This window comes from Variovorax soli (assembly GCF_031454625.1).
GTDB classification, from domain to species: Bacteria; Pseudomonadota; Gammaproteobacteria; order Burkholderiales; family Burkholderiaceae_C; genus Variovorax; species Variovorax soli_A.
The window spans coordinates 410837-427253 of record NZ_JAVDRF010000001.1; the positions used below are offsets into that span (position 1 = coordinate 410837).

Annotated in this window: 16 protein-coding genes; 5 read left to right on the plus strand and 11 right to left on the minus strand. The window is 68.9% G+C overall.

The window, feature by feature from the left end; all coding sequences use genetic code 11:
* Positions 1-506 precede the first annotated feature (506 nt).
* Complete coding sequence (locus J2739_RS01995) at positions 507-1403, minus strand: LysR family transcriptional regulator (protein WP_309898027.1); 897 nt, start codon at positions 1401-1403, stop codon at positions 507-509.
* Between the two features lie 74 nt (positions 1404-1477).
* Here J2739_RS01995 and J2739_RS02000 point away from each other — a divergent pair, with 74 nt between their 5' ends.
* The 3 genes from J2739_RS02000 to J2739_RS02010 are packed head-to-tail and all read left to right on the plus strand — an operon-like array spanning position 1478 to position 4319.
* Entirely contained in the window at positions 1478-2152 is a 675-nt protein-coding gene (locus J2739_RS02000) for an HAD family hydrolase (protein WP_309898028.1), read from the plus strand.
* Positions 2153-2179: 27 nt separating this feature from the next.
* On the plus strand, positions 2180-3172 hold the full coding sequence (locus J2739_RS02005) for a tripartite tricarboxylate transporter substrate-binding protein (protein WP_309898029.1): 993 nt from the start codon (positions 2180-2182) through the stop codon (positions 3170-3172).
* 10 nt (positions 3173-3182) lie between these two features.
* A complete protein-coding gene (locus J2739_RS02010; RefSeq protein WP_309898030.1) occupies positions 3183-4319 on the plus strand; it encodes a DSD1 family PLP-dependent enzyme in 1137 nt (378 codons plus the stop codon).
* 75 nt (positions 4320-4394) lie between these two features.
* Here the strand turns inward: J2739_RS02010 and J2739_RS02015 are convergent, their stop codons facing one another.
* Positions 4395-4730 (minus strand): cupin domain-containing protein, encoded by a 336-nt coding sequence (locus J2739_RS02015; protein WP_309898031.1) that lies wholly within the window; start codon positions 4728-4730, stop codon positions 4395-4397.
* A 145-nt stretch (positions 4731-4875) separates the two neighbouring features.
* Here J2739_RS02015 and J2739_RS02020 point away from each other — a divergent pair, with 145 nt between their 5' ends.
* On the plus strand, positions 4876-5454 hold the full coding sequence (locus J2739_RS02020) for a putative pterin-binding protein (protein ID WP_309898032.1): 579 nt from the start codon (positions 4876-4878) through the stop codon (positions 5452-5454).
* 63 nt (positions 5455-5517) lie between these two features.
* Here the strand turns inward: J2739_RS02020 and J2739_RS02025 are convergent, their stop codons facing one another.
* The 9 genes from J2739_RS02025 to J2739_RS02065 all read right to left on the minus strand — a co-directional run bounded on the left by J2739_RS02025 (position 5518) and on the right by J2739_RS02065 (position 15362).
* The gene (locus tag J2739_RS02025; protein WP_309898033.1) at positions 5518-6540 is read right to left on the minus strand and encodes a uroporphyrinogen decarboxylase family protein; all 1023 of its coding nucleotides are present in this window, start codon (positions 6538-6540) and stop codon (positions 5518-5520) included.
* Between the two features lie 25 nt (positions 6541-6565).
* The gene (locus J2739_RS02030; protein WP_309898034.1) at positions 6566-7270 is read right to left on the minus strand and encodes an ABC transporter ATP-binding protein; all 705 of its coding nucleotides are present in this window, start codon (positions 7268-7270) and stop codon (positions 6566-6568) included.
* A complete protein-coding gene (locus tag J2739_RS02035; RefSeq protein WP_309898035.1) occupies positions 7263-9125 on the minus strand; it encodes a branched-chain amino acid ABC transporter ATP-binding protein/permease in 1863 nt (620 codons plus the stop codon). The genes J2739_RS02030 and J2739_RS02035 overlap by 8 nt, the downstream gene beginning before the upstream one ends.
* Complete coding sequence (locus J2739_RS02040) at positions 9126-9992, minus strand: branched-chain amino acid ABC transporter permease (RefSeq protein WP_309898036.1); 867 nt, start codon at positions 9990-9992, stop codon at positions 9126-9128.
* 251 nt (positions 9993-10243) lie between these two features.
* Positions 10244-11458: an amino acid ABC transporter substrate-binding protein gene (locus J2739_RS02045; protein WP_309898037.1), complete on the minus strand. Its 1215-nt coding sequence runs from the start codon at positions 11456-11458 to the stop codon at positions 10244-10246.
* A gap of 44 nt (positions 11459-11502) precedes the next feature.
* Positions 11503-12471, minus strand: a complete 969-nt coding sequence (locus J2739_RS02050; RefSeq protein WP_309898038.1) for a Bug family tripartite tricarboxylate transporter substrate binding protein — start codon at positions 12469-12471, stop codon at positions 11503-11505.
* A 28-nt stretch (positions 12472-12499) separates the two neighbouring features.
* Complete coding sequence (locus J2739_RS02055; protein ID WP_309898039.1) at positions 12500-13636, minus strand: CaiB/BaiF CoA transferase family protein; 1137 nt, start codon at positions 13634-13636, stop codon at positions 12500-12502.
* Complete coding sequence (locus J2739_RS02060; RefSeq protein WP_309898040.1) at positions 13633-14439, minus strand: citryl-CoA lyase; 807 nt, start codon at positions 14437-14439, stop codon at positions 13633-13635. Before J2739_RS02060 ends, J2739_RS02055 begins: the two co-directional genes overlap by 4 nt.
* A 38-nt stretch (positions 14440-14477) precedes the next feature.
* Positions 14478-15362 carry a dioxygenase family protein gene (locus J2739_RS02065; RefSeq protein WP_309898041.1) on the minus strand — a complete coding sequence of 295 codons (885 nt, stop codon included), beginning with the start codon at positions 15360-15362 and terminating at the stop codon, positions 14478-14480.
* A gap of 107 nt (positions 15363-15469) precedes the next feature.
* Between J2739_RS02065 and J2739_RS02070 the strand changes: the two genes are divergently transcribed.
* Positions 15470-16378, plus strand: a complete 909-nt coding sequence (locus J2739_RS02070; RefSeq protein WP_309898042.1) for a LysR substrate-binding domain-containing protein — start codon at positions 15470-15472, stop codon at positions 16376-16378.
* Positions 16379-16417: the final 39 nt, after the last annotated feature.

A 16417-nucleotide genomic window follows, 5' to 3' on the forward strand; every position in this document is an offset into this window, starting at 1 on the left:
AAACTCGACTGGCCCAAATATCAGCTTGCGCTTGATGGGTGAGTGTCAATGCAGAGTTTGACGCCGACAAAAGCATGCGAGCATTCGGGCTGCCGGCGTCACGGAGCGGACTTCAAGAAGGCGGATCTGAGCACGAACTCCCCAGCGGCTCCAGCCACCGCGCAGCCGCCTCCTCTGGCGCCATGCTTCGCAACCGCTCATCCTTCCATAAATCCCCGGCGAGCTCGTCGAGCTGATCCGGGTCGATGGTGCGCCACTGCCTCTGAAGCCGATGGGCGCAAACGGCAATCCAAATTTCGCGGTCCATGCGGATACTGTACGCCCATCCAGTGCTTTCCGCATGTGGTCGCGATATGGCGCCGCTTGTAACCGCTACGGTTGTGTCGGGCCAGGTCGCCATCCACTGCGAGATCGAAGCATTGGCCCAATTGTCCGAACGCGCGTGATGGTTCTCGCCCGCTCAAGGCAAGCCGGTGCGAGTCGTCGATGCCTTCGTCGAGGAAGCCTCAAGCCATCGTTGATGCGGCTTCCACCAGAAACCTGACAAAGGCCTGGGTCCTGGGACTGCGGCCCTTGCGCGTTGGCACGAGCACCACCACGGGAGCGGCACCGAACGTCCAGTCCGCCATCACGCGCTCCAGGCGCCCGGCGGCCACCGCCGGCGCCGCATCCCACTGGGAACGCAGCACGAGCCCCATGCCGTCTTCCGCCCACTGCCGCGCCACGCTGCCGTCGTTGGTGACGAACGCCGGGTTGATGCGAAGGGTCGAGCCCTTGCGGGAGCCGCTGACAGAGCGCACGTGCCACAGCGTCACGTCCTCGTCGTTCTCGCGAATGCAGATGCACGCGTGATAGGCCAGATCCGAAGGGTTCTTGGGGATGCCGTGCTCGCGAAGATAGTCGGGACCCGCGCACAGCCATCGCTCGTTTGCCGCCAAAGGGTGCGCCACCCAGGATGAATCCCGCACGGTTCCGACATGCACCACGGCATCGGAATCGTGCCGGTCGGGCCAAGGAGTCTCGCGCAGGTCGAGCTGCAGCCGCAGGCTTGGATGCATGCGCGAGAAACGCGAAAGCTGGGGTGCGACATGAGTCCGGCCGTAGCCGAAAGGCGCGGCGATCTTCAATGTCCCGGTCAGCCTCTTGTCATCGCGCTGCAGGGATTCCTGCAGGCTTTCGAACTTCAGCAAGAGTTCGTAGGCCTCGCGGCCGAACCGTTCGCCTTCGGACGTCAGTTGCAGCTTGCGTGCCGTCCGGTTGGCCAGCACCAGGCCGAGCGTCGCCTCCAGCTTGCGCAGCCGCATCGACAACGCGGGCGGGGTCACGTCCAGTGAACGGGCGGCGGCACTGAGCGAGCGTTCGCGCAGCAGCGCTGCGGCAAGGCGGAGGTCATCGATCTGCATCGTTCAGCAAATCTTAACTACTGATGACGCAATCGTGAAGCTCAGAAAACAGCTTTCGAGCCTAGAGTAGCCCCATGCAAGACACTTCCATCCCACTCGCCGCGGGCGATCGCTACCCTGGCGCCGTGCTGTTCGACCTGCTCACGGCGCTGCTCGATTCCTGGACCGTCTGGAACGCCGCCGCGGGCTCGGAGCACATGGGCCGAAGCTGGCGCGCGGAATACCTGCGGCTGACCTATGGCTGTGGCGCCTATGCGCCCTACGAAGATCTCGTGCGCCAAGCCGCAGCCACCGTAGGGCTGCCCGCAAGCGCGCCTCAGGCGCTGGAATACCGTTGGGACGAACTGCCCGTCTGGAGCGGGGCCGCCGCACTCCTGCTGGCGCTCGCGCCGCACTGCAAGCTGGGCGTCGTGACCAACTGCTCGCGCCGGTTGGGCATGCGGGCCGCTGATCGGCTGGGCATCGCGTGGGACGTGGTCGTCACCTCCGAAGAAGCGGGCTTCTACAAACCGCACCCGCAGCCCTATCGGCTGGCGCTGGAGCGGCTGGGGGTCGAGCCGCGGGACGCCGCATTCGTCGCCGGTTCGGGCTATGACATGTTCGGCACCGCCAGCGTGGGGCTGCGCACCTACTGGCACAACCGGGTCGGCTTGCCCCGTCCCCCGGGTGCGCCACTCGCCGAAGTCGAGTCGCCCACGCTGGAGCGCGCGCTGCCCTGGCTGCGGACCTTCCACTGTGCCGCCCCCTGATCACCGATCCCCAGCCCACGAATCGCCATGAAACACTTGATGCGCCTGATCGCCGGCCTCGCAGCCGCCTGTGTCACTTCGCTCTGCGCGCCGGCCGCCATGGCCGCCGATGCGGCCTTCCCCTCCCGTCCGGTGACCATGATCGTTCCATTCCCGGCCGGTGGCCCCAGCGATGCGCTGGCACGCGCTGTCGCGCGGAAGATGTCGGAGGACCTCGGGCAGCCCGTCGTCATCGAGAACCTGGGAGGTGCCAACGGCGTCATCGGGCTGACCAAGGCCGCCAAAGCCAACCCCGACGGCTACACCATCGCCTTCGGCGGCATCGGCACGCACGTGGCCAACGTCGCGCTCTACAAGAAGCTGGCCTACGATCCGGTCGCGGACTTCGCACCCATCGGTCCGGCCGGCGCATCCCCCTTGCTGCTGCTCGCCCGCGCCGACCTTCCGGCCAGCAATCTGCAGGACTTTGTCGCCTGGCTGGCGAAGAACAACGGCAAGGCCTCGTACGGCAGCGCCGGCGTGGGCTCCATCTCGCACTACGGGTGCGTGCTTCTGCTGTCCTCCATCGGCCACAACGTCACCCACGTCCCCTACAAGGGCGTCGCTCCCGCAGTCAACGATCTCATGGGCGGCCAGATCGATTTCATGTGCGACCAGACCACCACTGCGCTGCCGCAGGTTGCGGGTGGGCGCATCAAGGCCATCGCCGTCCTGTCGGGGACCCGCCTGGCACAACTGCCCCAGGTCGGCACGGCGGCCGAAGCCCGGTACCCGCTGAATGTGCGCTCCTGGAACGCGCTCTTCGCCCCGCGCGGCACGCCGCAGCCGGTGGTGGCCCGGTTGACGGGCGCCTTGCAACAAGCGGTCGCCGATCCTGCGTTGCGCAAGCAGATGGAAGCACTGGGTCTGGACCTGCCCAAGCCCGCGGATGCCACGCCCGCCGCCGTCAGCGCGCTCATCGCGCGCGGCATCCGCGAAGACGTCCCCGCGCTCAAGGCCAAGGGCGCGTATCTCGATTGAACCGAACACCATGCAAGAGACCCTCGCCACCCTGGACACCCCCGCGGCCATCGTTTCGCTGCGGCGGATGCAGCACAACATCGCACGCATGCAAGCCCGCGCCGATGCGCTCGGCGTGCGCTTTCGCCCCCACGTCAAGACCACCAAATGCGCCGATGTCGTCGCGGCGCAGTGCGCCGCCGGCGCCACCGGCATCACCGTATCGACCTTGAAGGAGGCCGAGCAGTTCTTTGCACAGGGCATCACAGACATCCTGTACGCCGTCGGCATGGCACCGCATCGGTTGGGCCATGCGTTGGATCTTTGCCGGCGCGGTTGTGCACTTCAAATCCTGACCGACAGCGTCGAGGGGGCACAGGCCATCGTCGACTTCGGCCGCGAACACGGGCACGCGTTCGACGTGCTCATCGAGATCGACACGGACGGTCACCGCTCGGGCATCAGGCCGGACGACGATTCCCTGCTGGCGGTCGGCCGCGCGCTGCACGCAGGCGGCATGCGTCTGGCCGGCGTGCTGACGCATGCGGGGTCCAGCTATGAGCTGGACACGCCGCAGGCCCTCGCGAAGCTGGCCGAGCAGGAGCGCTCGGGCTGCGTGCGGGCCGCCGAGCGGCTGCGCGATGCCGGGCTGCCATGCGCCATCCTCTCGGTGGGATCCACGCCCACGGCCCTGGAGACCACCTCGCTGGAAGGCGTGACCGAACTGCGCGCGGGCGTCTACGTTTTCTTCGACCTGGTGATGCGCAATGTGGGCGTGTGCAGCGAAGAAGACATCGCACTGAGCGTGCTCACCACCGTCATCGGCCACCAGGCCGACAAGGGCTGGGCGATCGTGGACGCGGGCTGGATGGCGATGAGCCGCGACCGGGGCACGGCCAGGCAGCGGCGCGACTACGGCTACGGCCAGGTCTGCACCGTGGAGGGAACGCCGATCCGGGGCTATCTGCTCTCGGCGGCCAACCAGGAGCACGGCATCGTGTCGTGTGAGGGCGCGGCGGACGCGGACATCGTCGCGCGCTTTCCCATGGGAACGCGGCTGAGGATCTTGCCCAACCACGCGTGCGCCACCGGGGCGCAGTTTCCCGAATATCACGCGCTGGCCGAAGACGGCACGCTGCAGACCTGGGGGCGCTTCCACGGGTGGTGAAGCACCGTCCGGACCGTTCCTGAAGACCTGACCCGCCAGCCGCCAATGCGCCCGGCGAAGACATTGCCCCTCCGCTCAGTCGGTGCGGCTGGCCGGCAGCACGACGGTCATCAGCAACCGGGCATCTTCCAGCGCATGCAAGCCGTGCGTCACGCCGCCGGCGAGGTACATGACCTGGCCGGGCCCCAGCAGCTTCATGTCGCCGTCGAGCTGCACCTGGACCGTTCCGCGCATGCACTGCAAGGTCATCGAGGTCGAAACGGCGTGCGAGGGGACCTGCTTGCCTGCCGGAAGCACCAGCCACATCATCTCCATGTCGCCGGCCTTCAGGAGTGCACAGGTCTCCGCTGCGTCGATGTCGAGCGCGCCGAGGTTCACGACCTGGCCGGATGATGCGTGGGGGAGCGCCATGGGGCGCAGTTTGGCAAGGTGGGCGCGGGTTGTCCAGGGCACCCTGCGCGCGAGGCGTTCAAAGCGCCTTGACAAGCCCGATGCAGATCGCGCCCAGCTGCACGACGTTGAGGACCATGCCCCACCCATGCCCCACAATCGTCCGATGAACAAACGACACTTCCTCGGAACCGCGGCCCTCGCCGGATTGCTGCCATCGGTCAACGCGTCCGCGGCCGACGCGGCCCGCACGGGCCCGGGCCTCCTGACCGTCAGCGGCGCGGTGGGCAAGACCAACCGCGGCCCCGTCGATCCGGCGCTCGACCAGCTGATGGCGAAGCACGGCGTCAAGTTCGACAAGGCTTATGTGTTCGACGCCGAGGCCCTGCGCCGTCTGCCGGTGGTCCGCATCAAGCCGACGCTCGAGTACGACTCCAAGCCGCACGCGCTCGCCGGCCCCCTGCTGACCAGCGTGATGGAAGCGGCAGGTGTGCCCGCCGACGCCATGCTGGCACTGCGCGCGGTGGACGGCTACGTCGTGCCGCTTCGCATGGCCGACGCCCGCAGCTACCGGATGATCGTGGCCACCGAGATCGACGGCGGCCCGCTCGCGCTGGGCGGGCTGGGCCCGCAGTGGGCGGTCTACGAGGCCGACACGCTGCCGGCGTTCAAGGACAAGCCGCTCAAGGAACGCTTCGCCCTGTGCCCTTGGGGGCTCTACAGCATCGAGGTCACGCGCGGCTGAGCTTGCATCGGCGGGTCGCGCGGGCCGGTGCCGGGGCAGCTTCCCTCCGGCACAACTCGCCCGTCAGTGGTGCTCCTCGCGCAGCACCCTGGCTGCCGCCACCATCGCCCGCAGCTTGCCGATGGCGGCATCGCGCGGCAAATACTTCATGCCGCAGTCGGGTGCGAGGATGACGTTCTCCGGCTTCACATAAGGCAGCGCACGCCGGATGCGCTCGACGATGGTGGCGACCGACTCCACCTCCGGCGTCGACAGGTCGATACATCCCACCATCACCCGCTTGCCGTCCAGCGCCGCCAGTGCCGAGCAGTCGAGGTGCGATTGCGCCGTCTCCACCGACACCTGCCGGCAGCTGCACTGCGCCAGCTCGGGCAAGAAGGAGTACCCGCTCGGCCGCTCGTGAATGATGGCCGCATAGCCGAAGCAGATGTGCACCGCGGTCGTGCCGGTGATGCCCTCGAGCGCGCGGTTCAGCGCCGCCAGCCCGTACTGCCGCGCCTTCTCGGGCCGCGCCTGCATGTAGGGCTCGTCGATCTGCACCACGTCCGCGCCGGCCGCGAACAGGTCGCGGATCTCCGCGTTCACCGCCTCGGCATAGTCCATGGCCGCTTCTTCCTCGGTCTTGTAGAAATCGTTCTGCGCCTGCTGCAGCATGGTGAAGGGGCCAGGCACGGTGATCTTCACCTGGCGCCGCGTGTGCGCGCGCAGGAACTTCAGGTCTTCCACCTCCACCGGATGCCGGCGCCGGATGCGGCCGACGATGCGCGGCACCGGGTTCGGATGCCCCGAACGGTCGAGCGCCGTGCCCGGGTTGTCCAGGTCCACGCCGTCGAGCGCGGTAGCGAAGCGGTTCGAATAGCTCTCGCGCCGGATCTCGCCGTCGCTCACGATGTCCAGGCCGGCCTCCTCCTGGGCGCGAATCGCGACCAGCGTCGCATCGTTCTGCGCCTCCTGCAGGTACTGCGGCGGAATGCGCCACAGCTCGCGCGCCCGCACGCGCGGCGGAAAGCGGCCCGCGAGCTTCGCGCGGTCGATCAGCCACTCGGGCTGCGGGAAACTGCCGACGATGGTGGTGGGGAACAGCATGGGCTTCTCCGTCGAGGAACTGGGTTCAAACACCGAGGTACACGCGCTGGATCTCGGGCCGCGCCAGCAGCTCATGCGGCAGGCCCTCGGCCACGATGCGGCCCTCCTCCAGCACGTAGGCGCGCTGCGAAACTTCCATCGCCATCGCGACGTTCTGCTCCACCAGCAGCACCGACACGCCATCGGCGTTGATGCGCCGGATGGCCGCGAACATGTCGCCGACGATGCGCGGCGACAGGCCCAGCGAGGGCTCGTCCAGCAGCAGCAGGCGCGGCCGCGCCATCAGCGCGCGGGCGATCGCCACCATCTGCTGCTGTCCGCCGGAGAGCTCGCCGGCCGGGCTCGCGAGTTTCTCCTTCAGCGCCGGGAACAGGTCGAGCACCTGCGCCATCGTCTGCCGGCGCAGCGCCTTGGCCTGCGGCAGCAGGCTGCCGAGCTCCAGGTTCTCCTGCACCGTCATGCCGGTGAACAGCCGGCGGCCCTCGGGCACCAGCGCGATGCCGGCCTCGCAGAAGCGATGCGCGGGCCGCTGCGTGATGTCCTGCCCGTCGAACACGATGCGCCCGCCGCGCGCGCGCAGCATGCCGGCCAGCGCGCCGATCAGCGTGGTCTTGCCGGCCCCGTTCGGCCCGACCACGCACAGCAGCTCGCCGCGCTGCAGCGTCAGCGACACGCCCCACAGCGCATTCGCCGCGCCGTAGGCCACCTGCAGGTCGCGCACGTCAAGCATGGGCGGCCTTTCCGAGGTAGGCACTCATCACCTCGGGCCGCTGCATCACCTCGCGCGGCGGGCCCTCGGCCAGCAGCACGCCGTGGTTGAAGACGACGATGCGGTCGGTCAGCGCCATCACCGCGCGCATCACGTGCTCCACGAAGACGATGGTGGAGCCTTGCTCACGGATGCGACGGATCAGCGCCACCGCATCGTCGATCTCGCTGGGCGTGAGGCCGCACAGCACCTCGTCCAGCAGCACCAGCCGCGGACGCGAGGCGAGCGCGCGTGCCAGCTCCAGGAACTTGCGCTGGTGCAGGTTCAGATCGTCGGGCCGCGCGTCGTGCTTCTGCTCCAGCCCTGTGAACTCGAGCCAGCGCATCGCCTGCCGGCGCGCGTCCGACGGGTCGCGCACCGCGCCGCCGAACAGGGTGGCGATGGCCACGTTCTGCAGCACGCTCAGGTGGCCGAAAGGCCGCGGGATTTGATAGGTACGCGCGATGCCGCTGCCCGCGATGCGGTGCGCCGGCAGGCCGTTGAGGCTGCGGCCCTCGAACTCCACTTGCCCGGCCGTCGGCGTGTAATGTCCGCTGACCACGTTGATGAAGGTGGACTTGCCGGAGCCGTTCGGCCCCAGCAGCCCCAGGATCTCGCCGCGCCGGACCTCGACGTCCACGCCGGCGAGCGCACGCACGCCCTTGAAGGACTTGCTCAGCCCTTTCACGCGCAGCAGCACCTCGCCTTGCGCAGCGGCAGCGCTCGCCACACTCGGCGCGGCGGGCGCGAGTGCCGCGGCCGCCGGCACAGTCTCGGAAGGCGGCACCGTGCCCGGCGCACGCCGCCACAGCCGCCGCACGCGTTCCAGGATGCCGTCGGGCATGAAGAGAATGGCCGCGATCAGGATCGCCCCGATCAGCGCCTTGCCCGCCACCGCATGGTCCGCCGCGGTAAAGCTGTAGAGCAGCCCGGTGATCGCCACCGCGCCGATCGCCGGCCCGGCCCAGTGGCGCGTGCCGCCGAGCACACTCATCAGCACGACCGTCAGCGGCACCGTGATCGTGAACACCTCGCCCGCCGTCACGTACGAGAGGAACAGCGCGTGGATGCCGCCCGCCACGCCGGCCAGCGCGCACGACACGGCCAGTGCCATCAGCTTGTAGCGGTAGGTGGGCACGCCCAGCACTTCGGCGGCTTCCTCGTCGTCGTGGATGGCGAACAGCCCGGCGCCGAACTTCGACACCTGGATGCCCCAGGCGATCAGCAGCGTCGCCACTGCCGCCGCCAGCGCCAGCAGGTAGAAGGTGGCCGAGGGCGTGGGGCCGATCTTCGGCACCGGCACCGCCGCCAGCGAGACGCCGTTGCCGCCGTCCAGCGGCGTGTTGACCACGATGGTGCCGATCACGAAGGTGATGGCCAGCGTCAGCAGCGCGAACAGCTCGCCGCGCACGCCCTTCACGCGGAACACGATCGCGCCCAGCGCCACGCCCAGCACCATCGCGACCAGCGCGGCCGCGGGCAGCGTCCAGAGAAAGGGCCAGTCGTAGCGCGCCATCAGGTTGGCGCTGGTGTAGATGCCGGTGCCGAAGAAGGCGCCGTGCCCGAAGGAGAAATACCCCGAGTAGCCCGAGAGGATGTTCCACGAGGTCGCGAGCACCACCCAGTGCAGCATCAGGTAGAGCAGCGAGTCGTAGAAGGCCGGCAGGCCGAGCTGCGGCACGAAGGCGAGCAGCACGCCGGCGCCGAGGATCAGGAGCGGGGCCGGTATCTTTCGGGCGGGCGCCGAGGTGATCGCGCGCGTCGCTCCCTCTCCCTCGGCGAGCGGGCGGGGCCGCGCCCGAAGCGGGAGGGAACGAAGTCCGATGCCTTGTTTCATCTACGCGCTCTTTCCTGGCCTGAAGAGAAGGATCACGATCAACAGCGTGAACGACACGATCGGCGCCCACGAAGGCGCCGTCACCGCCATGGTCACGGCCTCGCTCACGCCGATCAGCATGCCCGCCACCAGCGGACCGAGCGCACTGCCCAGCCCGCCCAGCATCACCGCCGCGAACACCACGCCGATCCAGGCGTACATCTGCGAGGGCGTGAGCGAGAAGCTCAGCGCCAGGCACACGCCCGCGATGCTCGCGAGCGCCGCGCAGGTGCCGGCCAGCAGCAGGCCCAGTGCTTTCTCGTTGACGCCGAAGGCCGCGGCCACCGGCCCGTCCTGCGCCGCGGCGCGCAGTGCGCGGCCGAGGTCGGTATAGCGCAGCACGCCCCACACCGCGAAGGCGAGCGCAAGGGCCACCACCAGCGTGATCAGCTCGGGCACGGGGATGTAGAGGCCCGCGAGCTTGAACTTCTGCTCGCCGTAATGCGATTCGAGCTTGCGGAAGTCGGCGGTCCAGATCGACTGGATCACGCTCTCCGCGATGCCCGTGAGGCCGAAGGTCAGCAGCAGCGAGTTGAACGGCGTCACCGCGAAGCGCGCCATCACCCAGTGCAGCCCCGCGCCGAGCGCGAAGAACAGCGGCACGATGACCGCGAGGGTCAGCAGCGGGTCCATGCCCATCGTCGCCATCTGGTAGCAGAGGTAGGCCGCCAGGAAGGCGAAGGCGAAGTGCGCCAGGTTGATCAGGCGCAGCAGGCCCCAGCTCAGGCTCAGGCCCAGGCCCATCAATCCGTAGAGCGCCCCGACGAAGATACCCGAGAGGATGGACTGGGAGAGCAGCGAAATGCTGGGGAGCGTGAAACCGCTCATGGAGCCCCCACGCTGGTCACTTCGTGTACTGCGCTGCCCGCCGAGGGGGCGTTCGCGCCTTCGGGCGGCCGTGCGGCGCTCATGGCGCCCCCGCGCTGGTCACTTCGTGTACTGCGCTGCCCCCCGAGGGGGCGTTCGCGCCTTCGGGCGGCCGTGCGGCCCTCATGGAGCCCCCACGCTGGTCACTTCGTGTACTGCGCTGCCCCCCGAGGGGGCCATCGCGCCTTCGGGGCGGCCGTGCGGCGCTCATGTCACGGCGTGATGAGCTTGGCGCCGCCCGACGTGACTTCCTTCGGCCACACGACGACCCACTTGCCGTTCTGGATCTGCTTGATGCGCATCAGGTCGTCGCCGAAGTTGCCGGTGCCGTCGAAGCGCAGCTTGCCCTGCAGCGTGTCGACCTTGTTGGCCTTGAGCCAGGTGGCGATGGCCTTGTCGTCCAGGCTCCTGGTGTTGACGACGCCGGCCTCGAGGATCTGCCAGGCGGTGTACGAGGCCGCGGCCTGGGTCTCGACCGAGGTGTCGGAGAAGCCGGCCTTGGCGGCGCGCTCGCTGTAGAGCTTGACGAACTCGGCCGCGCCCAGATTGGAGGTGAAGGGCGGCTGCGCCTCGAAGATGGTGGCCGAGAGCGCGTTCTTCGCCTCCGGCGACGCGAGCAGCGGCCCCGGCGCCGGGTACAGGTAGAAGTGCTGCGGCGGCGAATAGTCGATCTTCTTCATCGCGTCGAGCAGCAGGTTGCCCTCCAGCCCGATGGCGCCGACCCACACGAAGTCGGGCTTGGCATCCTTCACGCGGTTGGCGATCGGCCCGAAGTCGCGGTTGCCGAAGTCCCACTCGAGGAACAGCACCTCGGTCAGCCCGCGCTTCTTGATCACCTCGCGCGCGCCCGCGCTCATGAACTGGATCGAGGGGAACTTGCTGGTGACCACCGCCACCGTCTTCGGTGGCTTGGGCGAGGCCGCGAGCGCGTCGAAGAGCGTGTTGGGCACCGTGGTCGCCGGGTCCGAGCCGATCGACCAGGCCGGGAACTGCATGTCGTACTTGGCCAGCGAGGGAATGCCCAGCGTGTGGTGCACCAGCACCTTGTTGTAGCGCTGCGCCACGCCCATGGCCGAGAGGATCGCGCCGGTCGCGTAGGGCCCCATCAGCAGGTCGACCTTGTCGGCGGTCACCAGCTGCTCGTACAGCGTGCGCGCGAGGTCGGGCTTGGACTGGTCGTCCTTCACCACCCACTCCACCGGACGGCCGAGCAGGCCGCCGCGCTTGTTGAGCTGCTCGACGTAGATCTCCCCCACCAGCTTGTGGATCTGCGCCGTGGCCGAGAGCGGCCCGGTCAGCGCCAGCGTGCTGCCGATGCGGATCGGCTGGCCCGCGGGCTGCTGTGCCGACGCAAGGCCCGCCGCCGCGAGTGCGATGGCGGCCACGGCCGTGCGGCGGGGAATGCCTGGAAGGTGCTGCGTCTTCATGTCCTCGTCTCCTATGGTTTTGTTGCGAAGCGAAAAGCGATCGATCAATCCACTTGCGCCCCCGAGCGCTTCACCAGTCCGGCCCATTTGCCGAGCTCGGTCTTGTTGAAGGGCTGCATCTCCTCGGTGCGCATGGTGCGCGACTCGATGCCCTGCTCGCGCAGCTTCGCCACCACCTCGGGCTGCGCGAGTGCGGTGGCGGCGGCCGCGCGCAATGGCGTCAGCGTGGCGGCCGGCGTGGCGGCAGGCGCATACAGCATGAACCACGCGACCAGGTCGAAGTCGGCAATGCCCTGCTCCATCAGCGTGGGCACGTCGCTGGCCGCGGCGCTGCGCACCGCGCCGCTCGCGCCGAGCGCGCGCAGCTTGCCGGCCCTGACCTGCGGCATCACCGCGGCCGGGTGATAGAACATGAAGTCCACCTGCGAGGCGATCACGCCGGTCAGCGCCATCGCGCCTTCCTTGAAAGGCACGTGGATCATCTTGCCGCCCAGGCGCTGCGCCAGCAGCTCGCCCGCGAGGTGGCCCGAGGTGCCGTTGCCGGCCGAGGCGAAGGTCACGCCCTGCGGTTTGGCGGCGGCCTGCGCCAGGTCCTTGAGCGACCTGATCGGCGAGTCCGCCGCCACCACCAGCAGCGTCGGCGTGTAGCCGATGAAGGCCACCGGCGCGAAGTCGCGCAGCGGGTCGTAGGGCAGCTTGCTGAAGAGCGCGGCGTTGATCGCATGCGTGCCCACCGTGCCCATCACCAGCGTGCGGCCGTCGGGGGCCGACTTCGCGACCATGTCGCTGCCGGTCGAGCCGCCCGCCCCGGCGCGGTTGTCGACGATCACCGGCTGCTGCAGCGCCTTGCCCAGCGCCTCGCCCACCACGCGCGCCACCGTGTCGGTGGTGGTGCCGGCACCGAAGGGCACGACCAACTTGATCGGACCCCCCTTGTCTTGCGCCTGCGCCACCGCGCCCGCGAGCAGCACGCCGGCGGCGAGCAGGGTGCGCATCGTTGTCCTGAAAGTCATTCGCTGGTCTCCGTTGTTCTCGATCGGCCTACTTGCGCTTCAGCGCGGCGCGTATCTCGTCGCTGTGCTCGCCCAGCATCGGCGGCGGCCGCACCTGCAGTGCACGCTCGCCGTCGAAGCTCACCGGCGAGCGCACCGTGCGGAACAGCCCCATCACCGGATGCTCGGCCGAGGTCATCAGCTGCAGGTGCTTGGCCTGCGGGTCTTCCAGGGCCTCGCTGGTGTCGTACATCGGCGCGTTGGGCACGTCCTCGCGCTCCAGGCGGCGGCACCATTCGTCGCGCGTTCGGGTGGCGAAGCGCGCGCCGAGCAGCGCGATCAGCGCTTCCTGGTTCTCGATGCGCGCGTCGCGCGTGGCGAAGCGCGGGTCCTCGAAGATGGCGGGCTGCTCGATGGCGGCGGCCAGGCCGCGCCAGAACTTCTCCGGCGAGGACATGTGCAGCGCGATCCACTTGTCGTCGGCGCAGCGCAGGACGTACGACTGCGATACGCTCGGGCGGCTGTAGGGGCCCATCACCTCGTCGACCTGGAAGAAGTGCGTGAAGGCATCGAGGTTGAAATGCGCCATCGCTTCCAGCATCGAGACCTCGACCTTGCGGCCCACGCCCGTGCGGCTGCGCTCGTACAGGGCGCCCAGCACGCCGTAGGCGGCGTAGAAGCCGGTCAGCGAATCGGCGATGGCCGGCCCGACCACGCGCGGGTTCTCGGGGTTCACCAGCAGGTTGAGAAAGCCGCTGGCCGCCTGCGCGACCGTGTCGTAGGCCGGCCGGTTGGCGGCGGGCCCGGTCGCGCCGAAGCCGCTGATGGCGACATAGACGAGCTTCGGGTTCAGCGCCTGCAGCCGCTCGGCGCCGACGCCCAGCTTCTCGGCCACGCCGGGGCGGAAGTTCTGGATGTACACGTCGGCATCGGCGATGAGCGCGTCCAGCACCTCGCGGTCGGCGCTGCTCTTGGTGTCCAGCGTGATGCTGCGCTTGTTGCGGTTGTAGGTCTGGTAGTGCGGGCTGTACAGCCCGTTCTTGAAGGCGCGGAACGGGTCGCCCGTGCCCGGCTGCTCCACCTTGATGACGTCGGCCCCCAGGTCGCCCAGCAGCATGCCGGCGGCCGGCCCCGTGATGAAGGTGCCCTGCTCGATGACCTTGAGGCCCTGCAGCACAGGGATCATTCGTGCTTCCCGAAGCCCGCGGGCACATCGCCCTGGTATTCCATCTCGCGCGTCGCCTGGTAGGAGAGCGCGAAGCCGATCGGCTGGCCGATCTCCTCCACCATGTGCGCGATCAACCCCGCGGTGCGCGCCAGCATCGGCACGCCCTTGAGCCCTTCGACCGGGAAGCCCGCGCCCAGCAGCACCGAGGGGATCGCGCCCGACACGTTGAGCTTGAGCGGCTTGCCCAGCAGCTCGGGCAGGAGCCGCTCGGCGGCTTCCGCGATGCGCACGAAGCGCAGGTCGGTGCCGGCCGCCTTCGCTGCATCGAACAGCGCACCCACGCGCTCGTCGCGCTCCTTGTGCAGCGGATGGCCGTAGCCGGGGATGGACCGGCCCTGCGCGCGCCAGGCCTTCATCACCGCGAGCGCGGCCTCGTCGAGCGCCGTGCCGGCCTGCACCTTCGCGTCGATCTCGGCATACATGCGCCCCGCCGTCTCCGACGAGCCCAGCACCACCGAGCCGCAGCCCAGGATGCCCGCCGCCACCGCGCCCTGCATAGCATCGGGCGCCGCGGCGAAGGTCATGCGCGCCGCCTGGACGCTGGGCACCAGGCCGTGCTCCGCGATCGCCACCAGCGTCGCGTTCAGCACCGCGGCCTGCCCCGGCGTCGGCATCTGCCCCGTCAAGAGCAGGAAGAAATGGTCGACGAAGGAGATCTTGCCGATCAGCTCTTTCGAGAGGTCGCGCCCGCGGATCACGATGGTGTGTTCGTCCGAGGTGCAGATGGCCGTGTGCGGCACGGTGGCCTTGCCGATCTTCATGAGGGTCCTTGTAAAAAAAGAAAAAGAGGAAAGCGGCGTCAGGCGGCCGGTGCGAGCCGCACGTCGAAGCTCGCCGAGTAATACGGCTCCCGCATCTGGCGCCCGTCCACCGACTTGCCCGGCGCGTGCTTCTCGAAGTCGACCACCAGGCTGTCGCGCTTGCCGAAGACCGCGTCCTGGTCGATGTACGGGCTGCCGGCCACGAAGACCTGCGTGGTCAGCGTCACGTGGCCCGGGGCCGAGACCTGCAGGTGGATGTGGCCCGGCCGGTAGATGCTGCGCTCGGTGGCATGCATCATCTGCCCCACCGGCCCGTCGTCGGGGATCGGGTAATAGGCAGGCAGGATCGACCAGAACCAGTAGCGCCCTTGCGCATCGGTGCGAAAGCGCCCGCGCGCCGCCATCGTCGGCTCGCTGCTGAGCTGCACGTCGTACTTGCCCTCGCCGTCGCCCGACCACACGTCGAGCAGCGCGCCTTCGAGCGGCTTGCCATGCACATCGGTGACGCGGCCCATGTAGAAAGTCGGCTCGCCGCGCGCGCTCCCGCGGATGTCGGCCCCCAGCGGCATGTCGGGCGCACCGGCCCAGTAGAACGGGCCCTCGACCGTGGCCTCCGTCGCCTCGGTCGCGCCCTTGGCCGCACCGCCGGCGCGCGCCTGCGCCAGCGCGACGACCATCATCGACAGGCCCAGCGTGTCGGACAGCAGGATGAATTCCGGCCGCTTGTCGGTCGACATGTGCCCCGTCGCCTCGAGAAACTTCATCGCCGCGAGCCATTCGTCGGGCTTCAGATCCACCTCGCGCGCGTAGGCGTGCAGGTGCTTCACCAGCGTGGTCATGAGCTGGCGCAGGCGCGGGTCCGGCGTCTTGCCGAAGGCGTCGAGCACGTCCTGCGTGATGCTGTCCTGGTTGTAGTCGGCCATGGCCTTGTCTCCTGTGTTGCCTGGACGATAGGCCGCGGGCATCGCGCCGACAAATGATGAATTTCCATGGATATGATCGATGGCATCGATCATCCGCAGGGGTTTCCATGGAGATGAGGCATCTGCGTTACTTCGTCGCACTGGCCGATTGCCTGAGCTTCACGCGCGCCGCCGAGCGCGTGCACGTGACGCAGTCGACCCTGTCGCACCAGATCAAGCAGCTGGAGGACGAGCTGGGCCAGCCGCTCTTCGAGCGCATCGGCAAGAAGGTGGTGACCACCGAGGCCGGCGAGCTGCTGCGCAGCTTTGCCTCTCGCGCGCTGAAGGAGGTCGACCAGGGCGTGGCGCTGCTCAAGCCCGGCGCCGGCAACCTCACGGGCAGGGTGCGCATCGGCGCCACCCACACCTTCAACATCGGCCTCATCCCCGAGTGCGTGGCGCAGTTCCTCGCACGGCACCCCACGGTGCGCATCAGCGTCGAGGAGCTGGCGGCCGAGGTCATCGCCGCGCGCCTCGCGGCCGGCGAACTGGACCTCGGCATCTCCTACCGTCCGCAAGACCCGACGGGCCTTTGGTTCGAGCCGCTCTACAACGAGGAGATGGTGCTGGTTGTTTCCACTGGCCATCCGCTGGCCGGCCGCAAGCGCATCCGCATGGTGGAGCTGCACCGGCAGGACCTGGTGCTGGTGTCCTCGAGCTTCTCCACCCGCACCATGCTCGACGAGTGCTTCCACGCCTGCGGCGCCGAGCCCACGGTGGTGGCGGAGATGTCGACCGTGGCGCCGATGCTGGCGCTGGTGGCGCGCACGATGATCGGCTCGATCGTGGCCATCAACGCCGTGCCGGAGGCGATGGCGGGGCTGAAGGTGATCCCGCTGGAGAGCCCGACGCCGGTGCGCACGCCGGGAATCCTCTGGCGGCTGGGGGAGAGCAAGCCGGCGGCGGTGCAGTCCTTTGCGGTGATCCTGCGGAAGACCGCCTTGAGCAACAGCTTGCGGCGCGAGGGGCCGGGATGATGTTCGCTTCGGCCTGAATCTCCTTCCCCCGCATGCTCC

Excerpts from the sequence above, each read along its gene's own strand:
- J2739_RS01995 (WP_309898027.1), bottom strand. The coding sequence starts at position 1,403 with ATGCAGATCGATGACCTCCGCCTTGCCGCAGCGCTGCTGCGCGAACGC.
- J2739_RS02000 (WP_309898028.1), top strand. The coding sequence starts at position 1,478 with ATGCAAGACACTTCCATCCCACTCGCCGCGGGCGATCGCTACCCTGGC.
- J2739_RS02005 (WP_309898029.1), top strand. The coding sequence starts at position 2,180 with ATGAAACACTTGATGCGCCTGATCGCCGGCCTCGCAGCCGCCTGTGTC.
- J2739_RS02010 (WP_309898030.1), top strand. The coding sequence starts at position 3,183 with ATGCAAGAGACCCTCGCCACCCTGGACACCCCCGCGGCCATCGTTTCG.
- J2739_RS02015 (WP_309898031.1), bottom strand. The coding sequence starts at position 4,730 with ATGGCGCTCCCCCACGCATCATCCGGCCAGGTCGTGAACCTCGGCGCG.
- J2739_RS02020 (WP_309898032.1), top strand. The coding sequence starts at position 4,876 with ATGAACAAACGACACTTCCTCGGAACCGCGGCCCTCGCCGGATTGCTG.
- J2739_RS02025 (WP_309898033.1), bottom strand. The coding sequence starts at position 6,540 with ATGCTGTTCCCCACCACCATCGTCGGCAGTTTCCCGCAGCCCGAGTGG.
- J2739_RS02030 (WP_309898034.1), bottom strand. The coding sequence starts at position 7,270 with ATGCTTGACGTGCGCGACCTGCAGGTGGCCTACGGCGCGGCGAATGCG.
- J2739_RS02035 (WP_309898035.1), bottom strand. The coding sequence starts at position 9,125 with ATGAAACAAGGCATCGGACTTCGTTCCCTCCCGCTTCGGGCGCGGCCC.
- J2739_RS02040 (WP_309898036.1), bottom strand. The coding sequence starts at position 9,992 with ATGAGCGGTTTCACGCTCCCCAGCATTTCGCTGCTCTCCCAGTCCATC.
- J2739_RS02045 (WP_309898037.1), bottom strand. The coding sequence starts at position 11,458 with ATGAAGACGCAGCACCTTCCAGGCATTCCCCGCCGCACGGCCGTGGCC.
- J2739_RS02050 (WP_309898038.1), bottom strand. The coding sequence starts at position 12,471 with ATGACTTTCAGGACAACGATGCGCACCCTGCTCGCCGCCGGCGTGCTG.
- J2739_RS02055 (WP_309898039.1), bottom strand. The coding sequence starts at position 13,636 with ATGATCCCTGTGCTGCAGGGCCTCAAGGTCATCGAGCAGGGCACCTTC.
- J2739_RS02060 (WP_309898040.1), bottom strand. The coding sequence starts at position 14,439 with ATGAAGATCGGCAAGGCCACCGTGCCGCACACGGCCATCTGCACCTCG.
- J2739_RS02065 (WP_309898041.1), bottom strand. The coding sequence starts at position 15,362 with ATGGCCGACTACAACCAGGACAGCATCACGCAGGACGTGCTCGACGCC.
- J2739_RS02070 (WP_309898042.1), top strand. The coding sequence starts at position 15,470 with ATGGAGATGAGGCATCTGCGTTACTTCGTCGCACTGGCCGATTGCCTG.